The sequence below is a fragment of the Jannaschia sp. L-14R genome (genome assembly GCF_056857695.1).
The window spans coordinates 623,435-643,562 of the sequence record NZ_JBSXNP010000011.1 but is presented as its reverse complement, the minus strand read 5'-3'; the positions used below and the strand labels follow the sequence as shown (position 1 = coordinate 643,562).

General features: G+C 62.0%; 22 protein-coding genes and 1 riboswitch. Of the genes, 9 read left to right on the top strand and 13 right to left on the bottom strand.

The genetic code is table 11. From position 1 onward, the window contains the following. The first annotated feature begins 48 nt into the window (after positions 1-48). Genes AC13C2_RS15945 through dnaQ form a run of 4 tightly spaced genes read left to right on the top strand, consistent with a single transcriptional unit; the run spans position 49 to position 2,694 of the window. Positions 49-636 carry a Maf family protein gene (locus tag AC13C2_RS15945; protein ID WP_092761107.1) on the top strand — a complete coding sequence of 196 codons (588 nt, stop codon included), beginning with the start codon at positions 49-51 and terminating at the stop codon, positions 634-636. Continuing rightward, complete coding sequence (locus tag AC13C2_RS15940) at positions 633-1,448, top strand: shikimate dehydrogenase (protein WP_092759480.1); 816 nt, start codon at positions 633-635, stop codon at positions 1,446-1,448. The genes AC13C2_RS15945 and AC13C2_RS15940 overlap by 4 nt, the downstream gene beginning before the upstream one ends. Continuing rightward, a complete protein-coding gene (gene coaE / locus AC13C2_RS15935; RefSeq protein ID WP_281243198.1) occupies positions 1,445-2,011 on the top strand; it encodes a dephospho-CoA kinase in 567 nt (188 codons plus the stop codon). Before AC13C2_RS15940 ends, coaE begins: the two co-directional genes overlap by 4 nt. Continuing rightward, on the top strand, positions 2,008-2,694 hold the full coding sequence (gene dnaQ / locus AC13C2_RS15930; RefSeq protein WP_092759482.1) for a DNA polymerase III subunit epsilon: 687 nt from the start codon (positions 2,008-2,010) through the stop codon (positions 2,692-2,694). Before coaE ends, dnaQ begins: the two co-directional genes overlap by 4 nt. Before the next feature lies 1 nt (position 2,695). On the opposite strand, the gene secB is transcribed toward dnaQ, so the two are convergent. Together secB and AC13C2_RS15920 are read right to left on the bottom strand one after the other, a co-directional pair. Then, positions 2,696-3,235 (bottom strand): protein-export chaperone SecB, encoded by a 540-nt coding sequence (gene secB, locus AC13C2_RS15925; protein WP_092759484.1) that lies wholly within the window; start codon positions 3,233-3,235, stop codon positions 2,696-2,698. Between the two features lie 87 nt (positions 3,236-3,322). Further along, positions 3,323-3,793 (bottom strand): FxsA family protein, encoded by a 471-nt coding sequence (locus AC13C2_RS15920; protein WP_092759486.1) that lies wholly within the window; start codon positions 3,791-3,793, stop codon positions 3,323-3,325. A gap of 104 nt (positions 3,794-3,897) precedes the next feature. Between AC13C2_RS15920 and AC13C2_RS15915 the strand changes: the two genes are divergently transcribed. From AC13C2_RS15915 to AC13C2_RS15905, 3 genes are read left to right on the top strand one after another with little or no spacing between them, the layout of a single operon-like run. Further along, complete coding sequence (locus AC13C2_RS15915; protein WP_092759488.1) at positions 3,898-4,557, top strand: Tim44/TimA family putative adaptor protein; 660 nt, start codon at positions 3,898-3,900, stop codon at positions 4,555-4,557. A 1-nt stretch (position 4,558) separates the two neighbouring features. After that, a complete protein-coding gene (gene mltA / locus AC13C2_RS15910; RefSeq protein ID WP_482887412.1) occupies positions 4,559-5,428 on the top strand; it encodes a murein transglycosylase A in 870 nt (289 codons plus the stop codon). Continuing rightward, positions 5,425-6,003: a Smr/MutS family protein gene (locus AC13C2_RS15905; RefSeq protein WP_482887411.1), complete on the top strand. Its 579-nt coding sequence runs from the start codon at positions 5,425-5,427 to the stop codon at positions 6,001-6,003. The genes mltA and AC13C2_RS15905 overlap by 4 nt, the downstream gene beginning before the upstream one ends. Here the strand turns inward: AC13C2_RS15905 and AC13C2_RS15900 are convergent. The 4 genes from AC13C2_RS15900 to idi all read right to left on the bottom strand — a co-directional run bounded on the left by AC13C2_RS15900 (position 5,971) and on the right by idi (position 9,893). Next, positions 5,971-7,221, bottom strand: a complete 1,251-nt coding sequence (locus tag AC13C2_RS15900) for an MFS transporter (RefSeq protein ID WP_092759494.1) — start codon at positions 7,219-7,221, stop codon at positions 5,971-5,973. The genes AC13C2_RS15905 and AC13C2_RS15900 overlap by 33 nt on opposite strands. A gap of 13 nt (positions 7,222-7,234) precedes the next feature. Further along, positions 7,235-8,533 (bottom strand): ATP-dependent protease ATPase subunit HslU, encoded by a 1,299-nt coding sequence (hslU, locus tag AC13C2_RS15895; RefSeq protein WP_092759496.1) that lies wholly within the window; start codon positions 8,531-8,533, stop codon positions 7,235-7,237. A gap of 157 nt (positions 8,534-8,690) precedes the next feature. Further along, positions 8,691-9,248: an ATP-dependent protease subunit HslV gene (gene hslV, locus AC13C2_RS15890; RefSeq protein WP_092759498.1), complete on the bottom strand. Its 558-nt coding sequence runs from the start codon at positions 9,246-9,248 to the stop codon at positions 8,691-8,693. Positions 9,249-9,317: 69 nt separating this feature from the next. Then, entirely contained in the window at positions 9,318-9,893 is a 576-nt protein-coding gene (gene idi / locus AC13C2_RS15885; RefSeq protein ID WP_245737477.1) for an isopentenyl-diphosphate Delta-isomerase, read from the bottom strand. 334 nt (positions 9,894-10,227) lie between these two features. Here idi and AC13C2_RS15880 point away from each other — a divergent pair, with 334 nt between their 5' ends. Next, entirely contained in the window at positions 10,228-10,668 is a 441-nt protein-coding gene (locus AC13C2_RS15880; protein ID WP_092759502.1) for a c-type cytochrome, read from the top strand. Between the two features lie 3 nt (positions 10,669-10,671). Here the strand turns inward: AC13C2_RS15880 and AC13C2_RS15875 are convergent, their stop codons facing one another. Genes AC13C2_RS15875 through AC13C2_RS15865 form a run of 3 tightly spaced genes read right to left on the bottom strand, consistent with a single transcriptional unit; the run spans position 10,672 to position 13,869 of the window. Then, entirely contained in the window at positions 10,672-11,364 is a 693-nt protein-coding gene (locus AC13C2_RS15875) for a thiamine ABC transporter ATP-binding protein (protein ID WP_482887410.1), read from the bottom strand. Continuing rightward, positions 11,357-12,886 (bottom strand): thiamine/thiamine pyrophosphate ABC transporter permease ThiP, encoded by a 1,530-nt coding sequence (locus tag AC13C2_RS15870; RefSeq protein WP_482887409.1) that lies wholly within the window; start codon positions 12,884-12,886, stop codon positions 11,357-11,359. The genes AC13C2_RS15875 and AC13C2_RS15870 overlap by 8 nt, the downstream gene beginning before the upstream one ends. Positions 12,887-12,891: 5 nt before the next feature. After that, complete coding sequence (locus tag AC13C2_RS15865) at positions 12,892-13,869, bottom strand: thiamine ABC transporter substrate-binding protein (RefSeq protein WP_482887408.1); 978 nt, start codon at positions 13,867-13,869, stop codon at positions 12,892-12,894. Between the two features lie 34 nt (positions 13,870-13,903). Beyond that, positions 13,904-14,002: riboswitch (TPP riboswitch) on the bottom strand. A gap of 291 nt (positions 14,003-14,293) precedes the next feature. Between AC13C2_RS15865 and aroC the strand changes: the two genes are divergently transcribed. Then, complete coding sequence (gene aroC / locus AC13C2_RS15860; RefSeq protein WP_482887407.1) at positions 14,294-15,397, top strand: chorismate synthase; 1,104 nt, start codon at positions 14,294-14,296, stop codon at positions 15,395-15,397. Here the strand turns inward: aroC and AC13C2_RS15855 are convergent. The 4 genes from AC13C2_RS15855 to AC13C2_RS15840 form a co-directional block, all read right to left on the bottom strand. Next, complete coding sequence (locus tag AC13C2_RS15855; protein WP_092759514.1) at positions 15,394-16,263, bottom strand: DMT family transporter; 870 nt, start codon at positions 16,261-16,263, stop codon at positions 15,394-15,396. The two genes, aroC and AC13C2_RS15855, sit on opposite strands and share 4 nt — an antisense overlap. Before the next feature lie 137 nt (positions 16,264-16,400). Next, positions 16,401-16,691: an HU family DNA-binding protein gene (locus tag AC13C2_RS15850; protein ID WP_482887406.1), complete on the bottom strand. Its 291-nt coding sequence runs from the start codon at positions 16,689-16,691 to the stop codon at positions 16,401-16,403. A gap of 116 nt (positions 16,692-16,807) precedes the next feature. Beyond that, positions 16,808-18,292, bottom strand: coding sequence for an AMP nucleosidase (locus AC13C2_RS15845; RefSeq protein WP_474521185.1), 1,485 nt, complete (start codon positions 18,290-18,292; stop codon positions 16,808-16,810). Further along, positions 18,289-20,085 (bottom strand): adenine deaminase, encoded by a 1,797-nt coding sequence (locus AC13C2_RS15840; RefSeq protein ID WP_482887405.1) that lies wholly within the window; start codon positions 20,083-20,085, stop codon positions 18,289-18,291. Before AC13C2_RS15840 ends, AC13C2_RS15845 begins: the two co-directional genes overlap by 4 nt. Positions 20,086-20,128 lie beyond the last annotated feature (43 nt).

Below are 20,128 nucleotides of genomic sequence, written 5' to 3'. Positions count from 1 at the left end.
TGTCACAGGGTTACCGACAGGTTTATCCGCCCCTTTGTCCCCGGATCTATCCCCGTGCTGATTCTCGCTTCCACCTCCCGCACCCGTCAGAATCTGCTGCGCAATGCCGCGATTCCTTTCGAGTCGCGCCCGCCGCGCGTGGATGAGGTGGCCGTGAAGGACGCGCTTCTGGCCGACGGCCAACCACCCCGGAACATTGCCGATGCCCTAGCCGAGATGAAGGCGCTCAGGATTCGCGCGCCGGGCTTCATCCTTGGCTGCGATCAGGTTCTGGACCATGACGGTGCGCTGATGTCCAAGCCTGCATCGCCTCAGGAAGCCAAAGCGCAACTGACGATGCTTTCAGGTAAAACGCACAACCTCTTGTCCGCAGCCGTGATCGTCGAAGATGGCGAGCCGATCTGGCGGCATGTCGCCACTGTCAGGATGACAATGCGAAAGGTGACGCCGGGATATGTCACGGGCTATGTCGAGCGAAACTGGGACACGATCCGAAATTCCGCTGGAAGCTACGCACTCGAAGGTGAAGGAGCGCGGCTGTTCCACCGGGTCGACGGTGATTATTTCGCGGTGCTGGGATTGCCGCTGCTGCCACTGCTCGATTTCCTGATCACACGTGGTAAACTCGACGCATGACATGTCTGGCCGGGGTCATCGGCGACCCGATTGCTCAAAGCCGCTCGCCTCGTCTGCATGGCCATTGGTTGCGTCGGTATGAAATCGACGGACATTATGTGCCTCTGCACGTAACGCGCGACATGTTGAGCCAGACGCTGGAGACACTTCCGAAACTGGGGTTTCAGGGGTTGAACGTGACCATTCCCCATAAGGAAGCGGTGTTTCGCCTGGCCAACGATGTCACCGAGCGGGCCCGTGAGGTCGAGGCGGCGAATACGCTGACCTTCCGTGACGGGCGCATTCTTGCGGATAATACCGATGGCATCGGGTTCATTGCCAATCTGCGACAACAGGCCCCGGTGTGGCAGGTGAATGCGCCTGCACTGGTATTGGGGGCAGGGGGCGCAGCGCGGGGAATCATTGCCGCACTGCTGAACGAAGGTGTGCCGCGGGTGACCATCGTAAACCGGACGGCCGCGCGGGCAGAAACGCTGGCGGATTTGTTCGACCGACGGGTGCGGACCATGCCGTGGGAGATGGCCAGCCCGGCGCTGGCGGATCACGGGTTGCTGGTAAACACCACCAGCCTGGGAATGACTGGCCAGCCGCCTTTGGTGCTCGACCTGGCTGCACTGCACGCCGACACCACCGTGTCCGATATCGTCTACACGCCTCTCATGACGCCGCTGTTGAAAGATGCTCAGGACCGTGGCGCCACTGTGGTCGAGGGTCTGGGGATGCTGCTGCACCAGGCCGTTCCAGGATTCACGGAATGGTTTGGCGTCGTGCCAGATGTGGATGACGAGTTGCGTGCTGCGGTGCTGGCGTGATCCTTGGCCTGACCGGCTCCATCGGGATGGGAAAATCCACGACGGCGCAGATGTTTCGCGATCTTGGTGTGCCGGTATGGGACGCTGATGCGACCGTGCATCGTCTCTATGCAAAGGGTGGGGCGGCGGTGGAACCGATCCTGGCCCTGTTTCCCGATGCTTTGCGTGACGGTGCCATCGACCGCACCGTGATGCGCGCCATCGTCGCCGCCGATACGGGCGCCCTGACGAAGATCGAGGCGGTTGTTCACCCTCTTGTCGCCCAGGACCGCGCGGAATTCCTGAAGACCCAGGCACCGCTGCTTGTCCTCGATATCCCGCTCTTGTTCGAGACCGGCGCCGATGCGACCGTTGATCGCATCGCCGTGGTCACTGTCCCGCCGGAAATACAGCGCGCTCGTGTGCTGGAACGGGGGACGATGACGGCTTCAGAATTTGACGCGATCCTGGCGCGGCAGGTGCCGGATGCTGACAAAAGGGCGCGTGCCGATTACATCATTCCGACGACTGACATGCAGACGGCACGCGATGCCGTCACCGATATCGTAGCGGAGCTGACATGAGGGAAATCGTCCTCGACACCGAAACCACCGGGTTCGAACCTGAATCGGGTGATCGCATCGTTGAAATCGGTGCGATCGAGCTGATCAACCACGTTCGCACCGGCAAGGAGTATCACCAGTATATCAACCCCGAGCGGTCCATGCCCGACGGCGCGTTTCAGGTGCATGGGCTGGGGGATGATTTCCTGAAGGATTTTCCCGTCTTCAAGCAGGTCGGGCAGGCGTTCATAGATTTTATCGGTGACGCCAGGCTGGTCATTCATAACGCCGCATTCGACATGAAATTCCTGAACGCAGAACTGGACGGCATGGGCCTGCCACGCCTGCCCTATGATCGGGCCATCGACACTCTGGCCATCGCACGGTCGAAATTTCCCGGCTCGCCTGCATCTCTGGATGCTTTGTGCCGCCGGTTCGGGGTCGATAATGCGGCACGCACAAAACACGGCGCTTTGCTCGACAGCGAAATTCTTGCGGAAGTCTATCTGGAACTGATCGGCGGACGGCAACCGACGATGTCGCTGGTCAGCCAGCAGGAAGGGCAGTCCACGGCACAGGGCAACTGGACCCCACGCCCCCGGCCGGAGCCGCTTCCATCGCGTCTGACCGAAGAAGAAGCCGCCGCCCATGCCGCATTTGTCGAAACACTGGGCGACGGCGCGATCTGGAAGACCGGGGGATAGATCAGGACGGTTTGACCTGTGCGGCCTCGGCCTGGACCCGGCGCGTCAATTCGTTGCGATACAGCGCCACGAAGTCGATATTTTCGAGGTTGAGCGGCGGAAACCCCCCATCGCGCGACACGTCAGACACGATCCGGCGCAGAAAAGGGAACAGCATCCGCGGGCATTCGATCATCAGATAGGGATGCATCTGGTTGTCGGGCACATTGGCGATCTGGAAGACACCGGCATAATCCAGCTCCAGCGCGAAGATCGGGTCGGTCCCGCCCTTCACCTTTGCCGTGACGTTCAATTTCACCGCGACTTCGTACTGACCTTCTGTGGTGCGCTTCTTGGCCTCCAGACCAACCTGAACATTGATGTCCGGCTGTCCTTCCATCGCCTGACCCTTCTGGACGGCGATGTTTTCAAACGACAAATCCCGGATGAACTGACCCAGGACCTGCATCTGCGGCATTTGCTGGGGCTGTGCGGCTCCGTTCGTGGAGGCCGCGTCAGTCGGGGCGGCAGCGTCGGTCGTAGTCTTTTCTTCGTCGGCCATCTGGCGAAATCCTCGGTGTAGAAGCGTTGCCCTCAGCTACCAGAGGGGCTGGAGCGTCACAACCGGAGCCTGCCCGACTCACTCCTGTTATTCTCTGGTCCATCCGGACGGGCCGTCCCTGCGGGGAACTTCGACATAATCCCCCTCGACAACGTCATTGTCAGCGGTGGGCGACCTGCTGTGCAGGTCGGTGCCGACGGAAAAGGACTGCACTTTGATGCGCGCGCGAACCTGCCGCATCACAAAATCCCGCACGGCCGGTATCAGCAGAGCAAAGCCTATCGCGTCGGTGAAGAAACCCGGTGTCAGCAACAGAAGGCCCGAGGCCAGAATCATGGCACCATGTGCCAGCGCGCGCGTCGGATCGGTCAATTCGTTGAGCGAGGCCTGCACTTGCGCCAACGCGGCCAGCCCCTGCCGCTTGACCAGCGTTGTGCCCAAAATCGCGGTCAGAACCACGATGGCGAGGGTCGGCCAAAGGCCAAGCCAGCCGCCCACCTGAATAAACAGCGCGATCTCGATGATCGGAACGACGATAAAAATTGCCAGCAGCCACATGGTTTCGCCTCTCATTTCGGGGGATTGCTTTCCTTGACCCGCCTGAGGCCTTACATATGTAGAAGGCGCGAGATACCAAGTCCGAGTGTGTGCCGGAGAAAAGGATGAACGACGCCGTGATACAACTTCTTGTCCTTGCGGCGATTGCCCTGTTTCTGGTGATCCGTCTGAAGAACGTGCTGGGCACCCGCACCGGCTTTGAAAAGCCCACCGCGATCGATCCGGCGCGGTCGAACGATGTGCGCCGTGATTTCGAAGTTATCGAAGGTGGGCCTGATCGCGACATTACCGATCACGTCGACGACGGCACCGACAGCGCCAAGGCGCTGGCCGCGATGAAGCTGGTTGAGCCGGGGTTCAGTGTTACCGAGTTCGTCAGCGGTGCGCGACAGGCCTATGAAATGATTCTGATGGCATTTGAGAACGGCGACCTGTCCGAGGTGCAGCCGTTCCTGTCTGAAGATGTCTATGAAGCCTTTCTGGCTGGTATATCCGACCGCGAAGACAAGGGCCTGAAGGTCGAGGCCAATTTCATTGGTGTGCGAGAAACCTCAGTTCGGTCTGCGGAGATCGACCGCGACACGAACGAGGGGCAGATCACCCTGCGGTTCGTGGCCGAGTTGACCAGCGTCGTGCGAGACGAAGAGGGTACCATCGTCGAAGGCAATCCGAACGAAATCAAGAAACAGCGCGACGTCTGGACCTTCGCCCGCAAGCTGGGCACCGGCGACCCGAACTGGAAGCTGGTCGCGACGGGGGACTGAGGTGTTCCGGACCGACCCGACCAGGGCCGCCCCCGAAACGGGGCGGCTTTGCTTTGTCGATCTGCCAGGTTGGGCCGAGGATGATCTGGAAGATGCACTGGAGGCGTTGCGCCTGAACCCCGCGACAGTCGATGGCGATGCGAGAAGCTTTTTCGAGACCCGTTTTCAACCGGGAGAGCCGATCGCCGGACATTTTACAGGCTACTATGAACCTGAACTGGATGCTGCGCTGACTCCTTCGGACGCATTTCCCGTTCCGATCCATGCCATGCCGCCGACTGGAGCGTCTGCACCCCGCGCAACGATCCTCCCGATGTTACAGGGCGGCGAAATTGCGTGGCTGCGAGACGAGGTGGACCGGTTCTTTCTTCAGGTGCAGGGGTCGGGCCTGTTGCGCCTGCCTGACGGTGGGACGTTGCGGGTCGGTTATGCCGGATCGAACGGGCATCCTTATCGGTCCGTTGGCAAGCTGCTGAGCGACCGCGGCATCTTCGGCCCGAACATAACGGCCGAGGCTTTGAAAGACTGGCTGCGCGCCGATCCCGCGCGGGGTCGGGCGGTAATGAATGAAAACCCCAGCTACATCATGTTCCGCAAGATGGATGCACCGTCAGGGCAGGGACCGCTGGGTACGCTTTGCCCCGTAACCCCGCTGCGCAGTCTTGCCGTCGATCCGGTGCATACCCCGCTGGGCACCCCGGTCTGGATCGAGACCGATAGCCATGCCCGGCTGTGTATCGCGCAGGACACAGGGTCGGCGATCATAGGGCCGGGCCGGGCGGATCTGTTCTTCGGAACAGGTGATGCGGCGGGGCTGGCGGCGGGACGGCTGAACCATCCGGGGCGGTTTATTCCGTTGCTGCCGCGATGAAACGGCGGGGCCTGACTCCGGAAGACCGGGACATCTGGTCGCGTTATTCCCGTACCGCGGATCCGCTGCATCCCGTGCGCCGCGACAAGGCACCCGTACCGCAGACCACGCCCAGGCCCACGGCGAAAACGCCCGATCCGATCGCTCCGTTCGAGATAGGCACCCGCGCCCGGTCCAAAACGTCGAGCAGTGCGCTCGCCCCATCGCTTTCCGATCAGGTGAATGGCGCACCGCTGCGCATGGATGCCAAGGCGCACAAACGGATGCGGGCGGGCAAACTGCGGCCCGAGGGGAAATTGGACCTGCATGGCATGACGCTGGACATGGCGCACCCGGCATTAATGCGCTTCATCCTGTCTGCCCATGCAGATGGCAAGCGGCTGGTAATTGTTGTGACCGGCAAGGGTAAGGCCAAGCCCAGCGAAGGTCCGATCCCGACGCGTCTGGGCGTGCTGAAGCATCAGGTGCCGCAATGGCTGCGAATGGCGCCACTGTCGAACGTGGTGCTGCAGGTCACGGAGGCGCATCGATCACATGGTGGATCAGGCGCGTACTATGTCTATCTTAGACGTTAGAGACGCTTTCGCACGGCGGACGGCCAGCGTGGCAAGGATGGCGGAGATGACGAAGTAAACAGCGATCGCAGGCATCTGCTCAGGCAAGTCGTATCCCGCATCAATCAATACCCCGGTCAGCCCCGGTCCTATGGCCGACCCCAGAACCATGATCGCCACCGCCATCGCCTTGATCGAACCCAGATGCCGCGTGCCGTAGTATTCCGCCCAGAATGCCGTTGGAACGGTGGCTTGCGCGCCGGTGCCAAGGCCCAGAGTCATCAGCCCAAGGGCAGCGCCCGCAAGGCTTTCGCTTTGCCCTAGGACAAGGAACGCCAATGCGAACGGCAGAAGGTATATCGACATCAGACGCCCCGTCCCGATTCGATCTAGGGCTGCGCCCGAAGCGAAGGTCGTTACGACCGATACCAGCATGAACAGGGGCATCAGGGCGACGTAATCGACCAGCGCCCAGCCCTTGACCGTTGTCAGGTGCACCTGGTGAAAGAACAGCGCCGTGCCGAACGCGGGCGGCCCCAGAAGCAGCGGGATAAGCGCCCAGAACAGCCAGTGCCGCAGCATGTTGCCGCGCGTCCAATGGTGCCCGCCCATGCCCGCGACTGGCGTATCGGCAGCCAGCGATTGTGGCGTACGTTCGGCCCGCAAAAGCCGCAGGATCACCGGCATCGCCAGCAGGACCAGGGCGGCGGCGACAAGCCAGAGTCTGCGCCAGTCGCCCAGCGCCAGCAGGGCGACGAACACGATGGGCAGGATGGCTTGGCCCAGCGCAAACCCCATCGATGCGACCGACAGGGCCTTGCCTCGCGTCGCGACGAACCACCGCGCCATGGCGACCGCCGAAATATGAGTCATCAGCCCCTGACCGAAAAACCGCAATGCCAGCACCGTCGCGATCAAAGCGATCACGCTTTGCGCATTGGCCATCGCCAGAGAGGACAGTGCCAAACCGCCCGCCGCAAACATCGCCAGATGTCGTACCCGCAGCCGGTCGGTCAATCCGCCCGCTAACACCATCGCCATCGCCGAAGTTGTGGTGGCGACCGTATAGGCCAACCCCCATTCGCCGTCGGTCAGGCCAAAGTCCGCTTTGATGCCATCCGCGAACAACGAAATGAAGTATGTCTGCCCGAAGCTGGATGTGAAGCAGATCAGGACGCCGGCCGACAGGAATGCCGCATTGTCGCGCAGGAAGCGCAGGTAGGCGGCAGGCCCCTTCAAGATTGTGGGCCAGTCACAGCACGTATCGGGACAGGTCCGTAGACCGCGAAAGTTCGCCCAACTGCGCTTCGACGAACCCGGCGTCGACCGTGACTTCCTTGCCGGGTGTGTCGGGTGCGTCGAACGACAGCTCTTCGAATACGCGCTCCAATACGGTATAAAGCCTGCGTGCGCCGATGTTTTCCACCGCCTCGTTGACCTGTGCTGCGATCTGCGCCAGTGCAGCGATGCCTTCGTCGGTGAAGGTTACTGTGACTTTTTCAGTCGCCATCAGGGCGGTATATTGCCGCGTCAGCGCGTTGTCGGTCTCTGTCAGGATGCGCACGAAATCGCCTTCGGTCAGTGCACGGAGTTCGACGCGGATCGGCAGGCGGCCCTGCAATTCCGGCAAAAGGTCTGATGGCTTGGCGATGTGAAATGCGCCTGAGGCAATGAACAGGATGTGGTCAGTCTTGACCGGGCCATGCTTGGTGCTGACGGTCGTGCCTTCGATCAACGGCAACAGGTCACGCTGCACACCTTCGCGGCTGACGTCGCCGCCGCGCTGGTCGCTGCGGGCACAGACCTTGTCGATTTCGTCGATGAAGACGATACCCGATTGTTCGACCGCACGGATCGCTTCGCGCGTGACTGTCTCGGCGTCCAGCAACTTGTCCGCCTCCTCGTCGATCAGCAGGTCATAGCTGGCGGCGACGGAAAGGCGCTTCTTGACGGTGCGCTGCATCATCTTGCCGAACAGATCGCCCAGGTTCGCCATCTGATCCATGCCCGGTTGACCGGGGATCGCCATCCCCATCGGGTTCGAAGTATCGGCCACCTCCAGTTCGATCACCTTGTCGTCCAGCTCTCCGGATCGCAATTTCTTGCGGAACGACTCGCGTGTGCCTTCGCGGGCATCGGTTCCGGCCAGGGCGGAAATGACGCGATCTTCGGCGGCGGTATGCGCCTTTGCCTTCACATCTTCGCGCATCTGTTCACGGATCATCAGCTGCGCCGCGTCCACCAGATCGCGAATGATCTGCTCCACGTCACGTCCGACATAGCCGACCTCGGTGAATTTCGTGGCTTCGACTTTCAGGAACGGCGCGCGCGCCAGCTTGGCAAGCCGGCGACTGATCTCGGTTTTGCCGACGCCGGTGGGGCCGATCATCAGAATGTTCTTGGGATAGACCTCGTCACGCAGATCGTCGCCCAGCTGCTTGCGACGCCAGCGATTGCGGAGCGCCACAGACACGGCCCGCTTGGCATCTTTCTGTCCGATGATGAACCGGTCGAGTTCGGATACGATTTCGCGCGGGGTCAGGTCGGTCATCGGTCACTCCTTCGTTGAGGATGTAGTTAAGGACCCATCACGGAAACGCAACGCCACTTACGATGTGGTGCAGTGGGGTATCGCGAAATCGGTCTGTCGCGCAGGGCGTGGCCAAACCCGGCCATTAATGCAGCAGTCCCGTTCAGCGAAGGGTGGATCACTCTCCGCCGATGGATTCCACTGTCAGGTTGCCATTTGTATAGACACAGATGTCCGCCGCGATCGCCATCGCCTTGCGCGCCACGTCCTCGGCCGACAGATCGCCATCCATCATGGCGCGGGCGGCAGCGAGGGCATAATTACCGCCCGATCCGATGGCCGCGACGCCATTTTCCGGTTCCAGCACATCCCCCGCTCCGGTGATGATCAACAGGTCGGTGCCGTCGGTGACGATCAGCATCGCCTCCAGCTTCTGCAGATATTTGTCCGTGCGCCAGTCCTTGGCAAGTTCCACGCTGGCACGGGCCAGTTGTCCGGGCGTGGCTTCCAGCTTGGTTTCCAGCCTCTCCAACAGGGTGAAAGCATCGGCGGTCGATCCGGCGAAACCCGCGACGACGCTATGACCGCCCGGCGACAGGCGGCGCACCTTGCGGGCAGTGCCTTTGATGACGGTCTGCCCAAGACTGACCTGTCCGTCGCCCGCGACCACCACGCGGCCCGCCTTGCGGACGCCGATAATCGTGGTGCCGTGCCAGCCGGGGAAGTCGTCAGCCATTTGTTCGCTCCGTCGTCGGTTACGTGCCCGATATGGGACGCTCAGGCGCAGGATGCCAGAGGCGTCACGTCAGCGCGCCGTCGCGACGTTGTCCGCATTTCCGAAAATCCGGGCGTGGTGGTCACGCAGATAGATGCGCAGCCATGGCGTGAAAATATCCGGGCGGGCCTCGATTTCGCTCGTCAGACTGGAGAGTTCGGCCCATCGGGTCGCCTGAACCTCTTCCGGGTTCGGCTGGATGGTCAGGGCCTGATCGGTTCGGGCGACGAAGATTTCGGCGACCTCATGTTCGATCATGCCGCCCCCCACATCGGCGCGGTATTCAATCGCCGGTCGTGGAGACAGGGTCAGCCCTGTAATCCCCAACTCCTCGGTCAGACGCCGGGAGGCGCAGGCAGCGGAAGCTTCGTTCCATTGCGGATGGGTGCAGCAGGTGTTCGCCCACAGGCCGGGGGTATGGTATTTTCCTGCCGCGCGGCGCTGGATCAACAGATGGCCATTGGCGACGACAAAGACCGAGACGGCCTTGTGGCGTAATCCTTGCCGATGCGCCGCCAGTTTTTCCACAGGTGTCAATTTGCCGTTCACCCAAGCGGGGATCATGGTCTGGGCACCGGCATCCGGAGTGAGGGTCGTAGGAGTCATGAGGCCTCTGCGGCTGGTCCCATCGGAGTCATCGGGCGTCGGCCCAGAAGACAGAGCGCACGATGTCCTGCATAATGGGTCTGAGGGCAGAGGCCCAGCACCTCTGTCAGCCGTCTGTCGACAAGGGCGGTGGGTGGTAAAATAACGGTTTGTCCGTTCGCATACATTGACAGTCTTCTCCACCAAGTGGGCATGAAAGGCTGGGAATGGCCGCGCCGGGACGATCTGACACAGGCGAACTGCCATATCTGACAGAGAATTGTGTTGCCGATCAGCGGCTCTGAGTGTTCATCTAGGTGAACGACTATATCCGCAGAACCCACGGGAGTGCCGAATGAAACAGAGCCTTTACATGATCGCAGCGATTCTTTTCGCCGGTCCCGCGCTGGCCGACGCCCATCTTACCGCGACCGGCGATGCCGCCGAGGGCGAAAAGGCGTTCCGCCAGTGCCAGTCGTGCCACGTGGTTCAGAATGCAGATGGCGAAGTGCTCGCGGGTCGCGCCGCGAAAACCGGGCCGAATCTGTTTGACGTCGTGGGACGCGAGGCCGGGTCTGTCGAAGACTTCCGGTACTCCGACCTGATGGTGGCCGCAGGCGAAGCCGGAATGATCTACGATGAATCCAGTTTCATGGCCTACGTCATGGACCCGACGAATTATCTCCGGGAAGTCACGGGCGAGACTTCGGGCCGATCCAAGATGAGCTACAAGGTTCGCAAGGAAGAAGATGCACTGAACCTCTATGCGTTTCTGGCACAGTTCTCGGATCAGTAACCGTTACCCCAGATAGGCGCGCAACGCAGGCGTAGGGTCGTCGAACAATGCTCCGGTCGCGACCGGCGGCTCCAGCACACCGTCCGAAATCAGGGCTGTCCGGTCGGCAATCATCCGCGCGTCTTCCGGCGCGTGGGTGACCATCAGAACCGACAGTCCTTCGGACTTTGCCGTATCGCGCAGCAGCGTCAGCATCTCGGACCGCAACGCCGGGCCAAGTGCTGAAAACGGCTCGTCCAGCAAAAGCCAGGGCCGACCTCTCAGCAGGGCACGGGCCAGTGCCGCGCGGCTTTGCTGTCCGCCCGACAGATCGCGGGGCAGACGGTTGCCCATGCCGGTCAGGCCGACACGCTCCAGAACCGAATCACGGGCGATTTTCTGGTCGGATGTCAGCCGCAGATCCGGACGCAGGCCCAGCCCGACGTTTTGCGCGACGCTCAGGTGCGGAAACAGGTTCTGATCCTGAAACAGCAGCGAGAGGGGGCGCTCTCCGGGCGGCAGATCGGTGATGTCCTTCCCGTCGACCGTGATACGACCGGAGGCGGGGGGCAGAAATCCGGCGATGGCAGCCAGCAACGTGGACTTTCCCGATCCGCTTGCACCCATGAGCGCGGTGATGCCGCCTTCGTCGAAGACAGTATCCGCAAAAAGCTGAAATTCCCCTTGTTCGAGACGGATCTGGTCAAGTTTAAGCACGGCGCCCCCCGCGTTCGAACAGCCAGAACAATCCGAGAGACAACAGCACAAGAAGGAGGGCGGCCGCCTTGGCGTCGTCCATCCGATAGGCCCCCATCAGTTGATACAACACCAGCGGCAAAGTCGCCTGATCGGGCGAAGCAAACAGAGCGATCACCCCCAGGTCACCCGCCGCCAGCGCCGCTGTCAGCCCAGCGGCAAAGCCCGCAGGCCGCCGCAGGCGCGGGATGGCAACAAGACGCACCCAGGTCAGCCCCGCAATTCCCAACGATTCCGACAGGCGTCCGTAATCGTCACGCAGGTTCCGCATCGCGGGGATCAGGGCGCGAAGGGCGAATGGCAGGGCGAAAATTGTGTTCACGAAGGTCGTCACCGGCAAGGCCAATGACACTGGGTTTATCCACGGCAGCAGAAGAATATAGAGACCGGTGCCCAGAACCAGAGGCGACGCTGCGATGGAAAGTGTCCCGACCACTTCGATCCACCCCCCCCGAGGCAGGTCGACAATGGCTTTGGACATGAAAAATGCCAGAGTCAGGGTCGATGCGGCTGCAACCAGTGCCACGATCAGGGACCGCAGTGCTGCGGCCCAGACACCTGCGCTCAGGCCGGTCAGGTTCAACACCCCTTCGCCCAGAACCAGGATCATGGGCACGAGAAGGAACATGCAGGCCAAAGCGATGACGGCAATGTCCTGTGCGCGCAGGCCAAGTCCTCGACTGTCCCAGCGGGGGATGGCCCGGTCCAACCCGGCACCGAACCCGGAGGGCAGCGTCAGGCGGAGCGATACAAGGGCGGCAGTGCCCCCGATGACCAGCTGCACGGCACCCAGGAGGGCAGCGCGGGACAGGTCGAAATCGAAGCGAAAAGCCTGATAGATCGCCAGTTCCACAGTCGTTGCGCGCGGGCCGCCGCCGAGGGCAAGCGCAACTGCGAAAGATGTCGTGCTGATCAGGAAGATCACGAGGAAGATGCCCGGAACGACGGCCCGCAACATTGGCCATTCCAGACGGCGGAACGTATCGGTAGCCGTGAAGTCCAGCGATGCGGCCAGCCGCAACCGCTCGCCCGGTATCGACAGCCAGCCTTGCAGGATCAGGCGGGTGGCAAGCGGCACGTTGAAGAAGACATGGGCCAGGATAACGCCCTGCCAACCATAGATAGAGACTGTTTCAACGCCGATCCAGCCCAAGGCCGTGTTCACGATGCCGGATCGTCCGAAAACCGCGATAAGTCCCAGGACTGCGACAATCACCGGCAGGATGAACGGTGCGCCCAGCAACAGGATGACCATGCCGCGCCCGATAAAGCGACGACGCGCCAGTGCGCGGGCAACGGGCACGGCCAGCAGGACCGAGATACCGGCGGACAAGGCGGCCTGCCACAACGTAAACCACAGCGCGCCCCAGTCCGACGGGTCGAGGCCGCCCCAGCCTTCGGCCCGCCAGGCGACCGCGCTCAGCGGCAGCAAAAGGGCACCCGCGACGATGATCGCGGCGATCAATCCGAGGCGGGCGCCCATTTGAATCAGCGTCCCAGACCGGCCTCGAACTCGGCCACGACGATATCGCGCAGAGCTTCGGCCTCGGCGGAATCGTAAATCAGGGCGACGTCGGGCAGGGGCAGATTGGCGAAACCTGCGGGCATCTTGGCCGGGTCCAGCTTGGCGGGCAGGGACCAGTTGCCTTCGGGAATGATGCTCTGGAAGTCTTCGGTCAGGATGAAATCCATGAAAGCCTGCGCCAAATCGGGTTGATCGGTCATGGCCAGTTGCGCGGCGGTTTCCACCATGACGTAGTGACCCTCGGGGAAGATCGCGGCCTTCTTGGTTTCATCCCCTTCGGCAATGATATGGTAGGCCGGGCTGGTCGTATAGCTGAGAACCATGTCGACCTCGCCTTCGGTGAACATGCCATAGGCTTCGGACCACCCCTTGGTGACGGTCACGATCTTGGGGGCCAGCCTTGCCCAGGCGGCTTCGGCATCGTTGCCGAACACCTTGTGAATCCACAGGGCAAGGGCCAGTCCGGAAACGCTGGTACGCGGGTCCTGAATAGCAATCCGCAACGTATCCGGGGCGTCCAGCAAAGCCTGAAAACTAGCGGGAGCATCCATTTTCGTGGCGTCGTAAACGAAGGCGGTGTGCCCCCAGTTGAAAGGAAGGAACGTATCGTCCGTCCAGTCGACCGGCATGGTCAGCCCGTCGATCATGACGTTATGCGGCGCGAACAGCCCGGTCTGGCGTGCGCGTTCGGCGTCATCGGTATTCAGTCCGATCACGACGTCGGCGCGTGTCGCATCACCCTCCAGACGCAAGCGCGGCAGCAAATCGCCGGTAACATATTCGATTTCGCAGCCGCACTTGGTCTCAAAAGCTTGTTTGATAGCTGGGCCGGGGCCCCACTCGCTGGCAAAGTAGTCAGGGGCATAGATCGTCAGCGGTTCCGCAGTGGCGGCAGCCGTCAACAGGCTCAGGCCCGCAGCGATGGTGGTGGTCAGTTTCATCTCTCACTCCCATGGCGACGGACGGGGGTAGGAGCATGAGAAATCGCACCTTCCCTCCGCCGGTCTTAACCGGTTCAGGTTCAACGGGTCCGCATGCGCATCTCAGCCGGTGAAGGCCCCCCGAGGTGGGTTCTGGATAGCGCCCTTGCCCTGTGGGGTCCAGTGAAGGATTTCAGGGGTGATCCACGGGTGATCCACGGGTGATCTGCTTCGCCCGTATCGGATCGCACCTTACGGCCAATTTCCGCGGCAAGCGGGCGGGCGAACACATTCGTGACCGGATTTCACCGGCTCCAGCAACCGGTCATTGGCGGAAACGCAGAAGTCCCGCGAAGCGGACAACAAGAAGCCTTTTCGAGACGCCAGGCTGATTGCCCTGTCATCCTCCATGAGCTAGGCGATCTTGCAGCTACGAGGTCCACCCATGTCGATGAACACCTTCGGTCACCTGTTTCGCGTCACGACTTGGGGCGAGAGCCATGGGCCTGCGCTGGGCGCCACGGTGGACGGCTGCCCGCCGGGTATTCCAGTCACTGCAGATGGCATCCAGCAATGGTTGAACAAGCGCAAACCGGGTCAGTCCAAGCACACGACGCAGCGCAAGGAAGCCGATGAAGTCGAGATTCTGTCGGGCGTGTTCGAAGGCGTCAGCACCGGCACTCCGATTCAGTTGATGATCCGCAACACCGATCAGCGGTCCAAGGATTACGGCGATATCATCGAGAAATTCCGGCCCGGCCACGCGGACATCACCTATTGGCAGAAATACGGCGTTCGCGACTATCGCGGCGGCGGCCGGTCTTCGGCGCGGGAGACAGCGGCGCGCGTCGCGGCCGGGGGCGTGGCGCGATCGGCGCTGGGACATCTGCTGCCGGACGTGCGGATCACCGGGTATATGGTCCAGATGGGTGAGCTGGAAATCGATCGCAGCCGCTTCGACTGGGATGCGATCGGGCGTAATGACTTCTGGTGTCCCGACCCCGTCGCCGCAGAGGAATTCGCGGATCATCTGGATTGGCTGCGTAAGGACGATCACAATTCGGTCGGCGCGGTCATCGAATGCGTTGCGCGCGGGTTGCCTGTCGGTCTGGGTGCGCCGGTCTATGGCAAGCTGGACACCGATCTGGCCGCCGCGATGATGTCGATCAATGCTGTCAAGGGCGTCGAGATCGGCGAAGGCATGAACGCCGCCCGCCTGACCGGACGGAGCAACGCCGACGAGATTTCAATGGGACCTGACGGCCCGGTTTATTCGTCGAACCATTCGGGCGGAATTCTGGGCGGCATCAGCACCGGCCAGGACGTTGTGGTGCGGTTCGCGGTCAAGCCGACCTCGTCCATCCTGTCGGAACGGCGCACGATCACCAAGTCCGGTGAAGATACCACCATCGTCACCAAGGGCCGCCACGACCCCTGCGTCGGTATCCGTGCCGTGCCGGTTGGTGAGGCGATGATGGCCTGCGTCGTGCTGGATCACTTTCTGCTGCACCGCGGTCAGGTCGGCGGTGCGGGCGGGGTGATCGGTTAGGCCCGTTTCAGGCGGCTGAGCTGTACCGCCAGTATCCCGAAGGTCACGATCACGACGCCGACGATATCTAATGGTCCCAGCCGTTCGCCCAGAAGAGCCCAGGCGATGACGACGCCGAAGAACGGATTGAGGAAGTGGAACGTCGCGGCAGGTGTTGCGCCGATGCGTGCGACCAGAAGGAACCAGATCCAGGTGGCGGCCAGGCCGGGGATCAGCGTGGTATAGGCGAACGCCGCGATCAGACGGGGGGTCCAGATGACATCCCAGGTTTCCAGAACAAGACCGACAGGCAGGAGTGCGGACGCCCCGACCAGCATCTGGAGGCCGACCACCATCAACAGATTGCCCCCTCCGGATGCGCCGCGCACCGATAGCGTGGCGATGGTTAACGCGATCACGGCCAAGAGACCCATGGCAATTCCGGTCAGATCGGCCCCGCCCTGCAACCGTGTCCCCATGATGAGAAGGACGCCGAACGTTCCGGCCAGCAGGCCCGCGACACCCAGCAGGCGTGTGCGTTCGGAAAAGATCACCCAGTTCGCCAGTGCCACCAGAAGCGGCAGGGAGGATGCGATGATGGCGGCCAGCGAGGCTTCGATCCATTGCATCGCCACAAAATTCAGACCCAGATAAAGAGCGTTCTGGCAGATGCCGAAGACGATCACTGCCCGCCACTGGCCGCGCGTCAGCTGCATTCGTTGTCCGATGGCATAGGCGATGGCGATGCCCAGCATACCCGATATGGCGAACCGCAAGGCCAGCGACAGGATCGGCGGCGCCTCGGCCACGATGATGCGGGCCGAGGTGAACGCCGACGACCACATCAGAGCGAACAGAAGACCGTAAAGAAGAGAGCGCAGGTCCATGACGTATCCGAGCGGTGTATATACGGGCCAGACCCTGACCATTTCATACGGATGAGCAAGGTGCGGTCGGTCTGGGCAAGAAAAAAGGCCCCGCGAGGAGGCCTTGGTTCATCTTGTTTGATGGATAGTGAACCCGATTATTCGTTGACAGAATCCTTGAGAGCCTTGGCGATCGTCATCTTGACGACCTTGTCGGCGTCCTTCTTGAACTGCTCGCCCGTGGCGGGGTTGCGAACCATCCGCTCGGGACGTTCGCGGCACATGATCTTGCCAACACCGGGCAGGGTCACGGCACCGCCGGCAGACACTTCCTCGGTGATGATCGAAACGATTGCATCCAGCGCGCCGGTTGCGGTTTTCTTATCCGCATCCATCTTATCGGCCAGAGCGGCGACAAGTTGCGTCTTGGTCATCGGTTTGTTGGCCATGTGGCTCTCCCTTTCCCCGTAGGGACTTGCTTGAATCGCTGGACCTTAACCCGTGAATTCACCGGGTCACAAGATTTTGTATGTCTGAAATTCACGAGAACGGGTGGAAATCCACCTTAAAGGAAGGCTGTTTCCTCGAAACTGCGCAACTTTCGGCTGTGCAGCCGCTCCAGAGGCATTTCGCGAAGCGATTCCATGGCGCGAATTCCGATCATCAGATGGCGGCTGACCTGGGTCTTGTAGAAGGCTGAAGCCATCCCCGGCAGCTTCAGCTCGCCATGCAGCGGCTTGTCCGATACGCACAGCAGCGTGCCATAGGGCACCCGGAACCGAAATCCGTTTGCGGCAATGGTCGCCGATTCCATGTCCAGCGCGACGGCGCGGCTTTGCGACAGGCGCTGCACAGGACCGGCCTGTTCGCGCAATTCCCAGTTCCGGTTATCGATGGTGGCCACGGTTCCGGTGCGCATTATGCGCTTCAGCTCATATCCCTCCAGAGCGGTGACCTGCTCGACGGCATCTTCCAGCGCGACCTGCACTTCGGCCAGTGCCGGGATCGGAACCCAGATCGGCAAGTCGTCGTCCAATACATGATCTTCGCGCAGATAAGCGTGGGCCAGAACGAAATCGCCTAAACTCTGCGAATTTCGAAGACCGGCGCAATGCCCGACCATCAGCCAGACATGCGGGCGCAGGACGGCGATATGGTCAGTTGCGGTCTTGGCATTCGAGGGACCGACTCCGATATTCACCAGAGTGATACCCGCGCCATCTTCGCGCGTCAGGTGATAGGTCGGCATCTGCGGCATCTTGGGCAGGTCCATCATCAGCGCATCGGGGTCGTCCGCCGTTACCCGCTGCCCCGCCGGACCGACCAGCGCGACATAGCCCGAGGTCGGGTCGCGCAGCGCCTCGCGCCCGTAGGCGATGAATTCGTCGACGTAGAACTGGTAATTGGTGAACAAGACATGGTTCTGGAAATCGACCGGATCGGTCGCGGTATAATGCGCGAGCCGGGCCAGCGAATAATCAATGCGCTGTGCCGTGAAGGGCGCAAGCGGGCGCGCACCGTCGTCGTATGTGAAACCGACGCCGTTGACGGTGGCATCGTTGGTCGTGTTGAGATCGGGCACATCGAACACGTCGCGCATCAGGAAGGGCAGGACGCCATCCTGCGGCACATTCAGATCGGAATCGTTGAGAACGGCGAAATGGACCGGGATCGGCGTGGACGACAGACCGACGGTGACCGGCACGTCGTGTGATTTCATCAACAGGTCAATCTGCTGCGTCAGGTACTTTCGGAACAGTTCGGGCCGGGTGATGGTGGTGGCGTAATGTCCCGGCTCGGCGACATGGCCGAAAGACAGGCGGCTGTCGGTGCGACCATAGCTTGTCGTCGTGATCCGCACTTCGGGATAGAACGCGCGAAAGCGACTGTCGGGCATCCCGCCTTCGATGGCCTTCTGGAACGCCTGCCGCAGATAATCCGTCCCCTGGGCATAGAGCCGGATCAATTCCGCGACGGCGGCCTTGGCGTCGGTAAAGCTGCGGTGCGGGGCAGGGTCCGGGCTGCAAATCGGGGTGCGGTTCAGGGTCATGGGGTCTCGATAAGGTCGGTGAGTTCGAACTTCGTTACATCCACCAGCCCCAGGTCGCTGATCCGCAATTCCGGAATCACGACGAGGGCCAGCAGGGAATGTTGCATGTAAGCGTTGTTCAGGGTGCAGCCGGCGTCACGCATGGCGTGGATCAACGCTTCGGCCTTGGCGGCGACGTCTGCGGCGGGGCTGTCGGACATCAGGCCGGCTATGGGCAATTCAACCAAGGCGCGTTCCGTGCCCTCGGCCCAGAAGGTGACGCCACCCCCGACTTCGGCCAGCCGGTTGGCGGCCTGCGCCATTGCGGCGCGGTCGGTGCCGACGACGATCATGTGGTGACTGTCATGCGCCACGGTCGAGGCCATGGCCATCTTGCCGGTATACCCGAACCCCGCGACGAATGCGTTGACGACGCCGCCGGTTCCCCGGTGCCGTTCGACCAGAGCGATCTGGCAGGTGTCGCCCTCTGCCTCGACCCGGCCATCGCGGACCGGAAGGCGACGGCTCAGAGCCTTGGTCGGGGCCTGATTTTCGACGACGCCGATGACCCTGGCGGTGACTTCGTTCGCTCCGGCAGGGGCGGGAATGTCGAAGTCCGCGTCGGTCAGGGTCTTGCCCATGTGGACGGTGTTGCGGGCAGCATCGGGCCAATCAAGATGCGGACAGTCGACGACCAGCTTGCCGCCCTCGGCGACCGTTCTGCCCAGCGCGATGACCCGTTCGATTGGAAGCGTGGTGAGGTCCGACGTCAGGATGACATCCGCCCGTCGCCCCGGAGCGATCGAGCCGAGTTCGCGTTCCAGGCCAAAGTGCGTCGCCGTGTTGATCGTGCACATCTGCAACGCCACCAGCGGATCGCAGCCGCAGGCGATGGCATGACGAAGAACGCGATTCATGTGGCCATCGTTCACCAGCGTCCCGGCCATGCAATCATCGGTGCACAGAATGAAATTGCGCGGATCGAGGCCACGCTCGGTCACGGCTGTAATCTGTGTTTTCACGTCATACCAAGCCGATCCCAGCCGCATCATCGAGCGCATCCCCTGCCGCACTCGGGCCACGGCATCCGCTTCGCAGGTGCCTTCGTGGTCATCTGCGGGGCCACCGGCGGCATAGGCGTGAAATGCGGGACCGAGATCGGGCGATGCGTAATGTCCGCCGATGGTCTTGCCGGCCCGTGCGGTCGCCGCCATCTCGGCCAGCATCTTCGGGTCGCCGTTCGCCACGCCCGGAAAATTCATCATCTCGCCCAGACCGACGATGCCGGGCCAGGTCATTGCCTCGGCCACGTCGTCGGGCGTGATTTCGTGCCCGGTGGTTTCCAGACCGGGGGCCGAAGGCGCGCAGGATGGCATCTGCACGAACATCGAGCAGGGCTGTATCCGCGCCTCGTCATGCATCAGGCGCACACCGGGCAGGCCGAGGACGTTTGCGATTTCATGCGGGTCGGTGAACATCGCCGTGGTGCCGTGCGGGATGACGGCGGCGCAGAATTCGGCCGGAATCAGCATACCGGATTCGACGTGCATATGTGCGTCGCACAGGCCGGGAATGACGTAACGCCCCTCCGCTTCGATGATTTCGGTATCCGGTCCGATGCAGTGACCGGCATCGGGACCAACATAGGCGAAGCGGCCCTGCGCGATGGCGACCTGCCACTCCAGCACCTCGCGCGTGTGGACAAGAACGACCTTGCCGCCCCGGATCACGGTGTCGGCGGGCGCGCGTCCGGCGGCGATGGCAATGAGGGTCGGGGCCGCGTCGGGCCAGGAAGGCAGGGTCTGAGGCGTCATGGCGAAAGGTGTCATGGGATGACGGTCTGTGCAATGGGGGTCG

Excerpts from the sequence above, each read along its gene's own strand:
- AC13C2_RS15940 (WP_092759480.1), top strand. The coding sequence starts at position 633 with ATGACATGTCTGGCCGGGGTCATCGGCGACCCGATTGCTCAAAGCCGC.
- dnaQ (WP_092759482.1), top strand. The coding sequence starts at position 2,008 with ATGAGGGAAATCGTCCTCGACACCGAAACCACCGGGTTCGAACCTGAA.
- secB (WP_092759484.1), bottom strand. The coding sequence starts at position 3,235 with ATGGCCGACGAAGAAAAGACTACGACCGACGCTGCCGCCCCGACTGAC.
- AC13C2_RS15920 (WP_092759486.1), bottom strand. The coding sequence starts at position 3,793 with ATGTGGCTGCTGGCAATTTTTATCGTCGTTCCGATCATCGAGATCGCG.
- AC13C2_RS15915 (WP_092759488.1), top strand. The coding sequence starts at position 3,898 with ATGAACGACGCCGTGATACAACTTCTTGTCCTTGCGGCGATTGCCCTG.
- AC13C2_RS15905 (WP_482887411.1), top strand. The coding sequence starts at position 5,425 with ATGAAACGGCGGGGCCTGACTCCGGAAGACCGGGACATCTGGTCGCGT.
- hslU (WP_092759496.1), bottom strand. The coding sequence starts at position 8,533 with ATGACCGACCTGACCCCGCGCGAAATCGTATCCGAACTCGACCGGTTC.
- hslV (WP_092759498.1), bottom strand. The coding sequence starts at position 9,248 with ATGGCTGACGACTTCCCCGGCTGGCACGGCACCACGATTATCGGCGTC.
- idi (WP_245737477.1), bottom strand. The coding sequence starts at position 9,893 with ATGACTCCTACGACCCTCACTCCGGATGCCGGTGCCCAGACCATGATC.
- AC13C2_RS15880 (WP_092759502.1), top strand. The coding sequence starts at position 10,228 with ATGAAACAGAGCCTTTACATGATCGCAGCGATTCTTTTCGCCGGTCCC.
- AC13C2_RS15870 (WP_482887409.1), bottom strand. The coding sequence starts at position 12,886 with ATGGGCGCCCGCCTCGGATTGATCGCCGCGATCATCGTCGCGGGTGCC.
- AC13C2_RS15865 (WP_482887408.1), bottom strand. The coding sequence starts at position 13,869 with ATGAAACTGACCACCACCATCGCTGCGGGCCTGAGCCTGTTGACGGCT.
- aroC (WP_482887407.1), top strand. The coding sequence starts at position 14,294 with ATGTCGATGAACACCTTCGGTCACCTGTTTCGCGTCACGACTTGGGGC.
- AC13C2_RS15855 (WP_092759514.1), bottom strand. The coding sequence starts at position 16,263 with ATGGACCTGCGCTCTCTTCTTTACGGTCTTCTGTTCGCTCTGATGTGG.
- AC13C2_RS15850 (WP_482887406.1), bottom strand. The coding sequence starts at position 16,691 with ATGGCCAACAAACCGATGACCAAGACGCAACTTGTCGCCGCTCTGGCC.
- AC13C2_RS15845 (WP_474521185.1), bottom strand. The coding sequence starts at position 18,292 with ATGACCCTGAACCGCACCCCGATTTGCAGCCCGGACCCTGCCCCGCAC.
- AC13C2_RS15840 (WP_482887405.1), bottom strand. The coding sequence starts at position 20,085 with ATGACGCCTCAGACCCTGCCTTCCTGGCCCGACGCGGCCCCGACCCTC.